Raw genomic sequence first — 2,639 nt, forward strand, 5'->3', positions numbered from 1 at the left:
TCCCGATACGCGCATCAAGATTTCGCTGCACTGGCAGTCAAGCACGCAATCAAGTGAGATTTTGCGCCAGCTTGGCGAAATCGTTCTTGATGAAGCACAAATTCACCTGCTTCCCGACGGTTTTCGACTGGCCTGATCGACAACAAGACCGCGCCAGGAACCGACGTCCCAAAAAACGAACGCCTTTCCGCAAAAATGCGCCCCAGCCAGAAGGCCGGGGCGCACCGTCTTCGCAAGCGATTGCTTAATTCAGCGCTTGGTCCGTGATCATATGTGTCCACGCACCTTCTGGTGCCGCAGAGATAACGGGATCAGAACCACCAGCAAGCAATGTAGCAACTGTCCGCTCGTAATCGGCAGGATCAAGCGCGCCGTTTGAACCGGCTGTCAGTTTGGCGATTTCACCCATCATGCGCACTTGTGCGGCTTCGGTCTGTGCACCTGTTTCGTCGTTGTCCAGAATGATGCCTGCGGCTTCCTCAGGATTGGCCTCAGCATATTTCCAGCCTTCCATCGAGGCGCGCACAAAGCGGACCATCTTGTCAACGAACACAGGGTCATCAAGGTTCTCTTCCAGAACGTAGATCCCGTCTTCTAGCGTCGCAACACCCTGTTCTTCGTATTTGAACGTCACCAGTTCGTCCGGGCTCACGCCTGCATCAAGCACCTGACCGTATTCGTTGTAAGTCATCGTCGAGATACAATCAGCTTCGCGGTTCAGCAGTGGATCGACGTTGAAACCTTGCTTGAGGACCGTCACGCCATCTTCGCCGCCATCAGTTGAAATGCCTTCTTGGGACATCCACGACAGGAACGGATATTCGTTGCCGAAGAACCAAACGCCGATCGTTTTGCCTTTGAAATCTGCAACTGACGTGATGCCGGTGTCTTTCCAGCAGGTCAGCATCAAACCGGATGTCTTGAACGGCTGCGCGATGTTCACAACCGGCAGACCTTTTTCACGTGCAGCTAATGCGGATGGCATCCAGTTCAGCATTGCATCAGCGCCGCCGCCTGCAAGAACCTGTGGTGGTGCGATATCAGGACCACCAGCAAGCACGGTCACGTCCAGACCTTCGGCTTCATAGAACCCTTTATCGAGCGCCACATAGTAGCCCGCAAACTGCGCTTGCGTGACCCATTGAAGTTGCAACGTAACTGTATTCGCATGTCCGTCGGCATAAGCAGTTGTGCCGCCCATACTCGCGGCCAGTGCAGCCGCCATTATCATCTTTTTCATGTCGTTCTCCTTGTTGAAATAAATGCGCCGTTTCGGCGTCGTTCTTAACGTTGTGAAGGGTGCCAAAATGTTACCCTCTTTTCGATCAAAGTGATTGCCCCGTAGAATCCACTTCCCGCCAAGGCTGCGATGACAATCTCGGCCCAGACCATGTCGAGTGCAAGCTGTCCAAAGCTTGTTGATATCCGAAAGCCCATGCCGACCGTGGGAGAGCCAAAAAATTCAGCAACAATCGCCCCGATCAGTGCCAAAGTGGTCGCGATTTTAAGTCCGTTAAAGATAAAAGGCATTGCGGCAGGCAGGCGAAGCTTGAGCAGTGTCGGCCAGTACCCTGCCCCATAGGTTCGCATCAGATCACGTTGCATTGCACTGGTGTCTTTCAGGCCAGCCACAGTGTTCACAAGGATCGGGAAAAAGACCATGACGGCAACAACCGCCGCTTTGGATTCCCAGTCGCTTCCCAGCCACTTCACGAAAATCGGGGCGGTACCGACGATGGGTAATGCAGCCATGAAACCACCGACAGGCAGGATGCCACGGGTCAGGAAATCGGATCTATCAGCTAGGATGGCCACGCCAAATGCTGCCAAGCCGCCAATGACATAGCCAGTCATCGCACCTTTGATGATGGTCTGCTGAAAGTCAGCCCATAGTCGTGGGCCTTCAATTATCATACGCGCCCCGATGGATGAAGGCGCAGGTAGGATCACGGGGTTCACGTCGTAGGCCCAGACCAGCAGTTCCCACACGAGGATCACCGTAATGCCGAAAATCGCAGGTATCAGGGCCCTGATCACAGGTTGGTCTGATCGCGGTCCATTGGCCAGCCGCACATTCAGCCACCAACCAGCACCCCACACAACCAATGCACCAACGGTCGCCATCATGTCGCGGCCATCCCCATCCGTTTGAGGGTCATGCGTTCGATAAAGCTAAAGATAGCAACCAGTGCAGCCGCAGTGATTGCCGCCGCAAACAATGCAGCCCAAGACACAAGCGGCTGGCCGTATTGGTCACCGACCAACATGCGTGCACCGAAACCTGCCCGTGCGCCTGTGGGCAGTTCGGCAACGATTGTGCCGACCAAAGATGCGGATATCCCGATTTTCAAGGATGCGAAAAGATAGGGTGCAGAGGCCGGAAGGCGTAGCGCCCAAAAGCCTTGTGATTTCGAAGCATTATAGGTGCGCAGCAAATCAAGCTGCATCTGGTCGGGGCTGCGCAGGCCTTTGACCATGCCAACGACCACAGGAAAGAACGACAAGTACGCAGCGATAATGGATTTAGGGAACAATCCCTGGATGCCCATTGAACCCAACACCACAATGACCATCGGTGCCAGCGCAAGGATTGGAATGGTCTGGCTGACAATAGCCCAAGGCATGACAGACAGGTCCAT

At 54.5% G+C, this 2,639-nt stretch carries 3 protein-coding genes; all 3 read right to left on the reverse strand.

Annotated features, from left to right (window positions below):
* Positions 1-244: 244 nt before the first annotated feature.
* Positions 245-1,240, reverse strand: coding sequence for an ABC transporter substrate-binding protein (locus QZ197_RS09535; RefSeq protein ID WP_296431675.1), 996 nt, complete (start codon positions 1,238-1,240; stop codon positions 245-247).
* Positions 1,241-1,284: 44 nt separating this feature from the next.
* Positions 1,285-2,124, reverse strand: a complete 840-nt coding sequence (locus QZ197_RS09540) for an ABC transporter permease (RefSeq protein ID WP_296431691.1) — start codon at positions 2,122-2,124, stop codon at positions 1,285-1,287.
* On the reverse strand, positions 2,124-2,639 hold a 516-nt coding region (locus QZ197_RS09545), incomplete at its 5' end, for an ABC transporter permease subunit (protein ID WP_296431676.1). The genes QZ197_RS09540 and QZ197_RS09545, both read right to left, overlap by 1 nt.

The sequence above is a fragment of the Yoonia sp. genome (genome assembly GCF_017854415.1).
Classification (GTDB): Bacteria; Pseudomonadota; Alphaproteobacteria; order Rhodobacterales; family Rhodobacteraceae; genus Yoonia.

Coding starts and splice junctions, on each gene's coding strand:
- QZ197_RS09535 (WP_296431675.1), bottom strand. CDS start 1,240: ATGAAAAAGATGATAATGGCGGCTGCACTGGCCGCGAGTATGGGCGGC.
- QZ197_RS09540 (WP_296431691.1), bottom strand. CDS start 2,124: ATGGCGACCGTTGGTGCATTGGTTGTGTGGGGTGCTGGTTGGTGGCTG.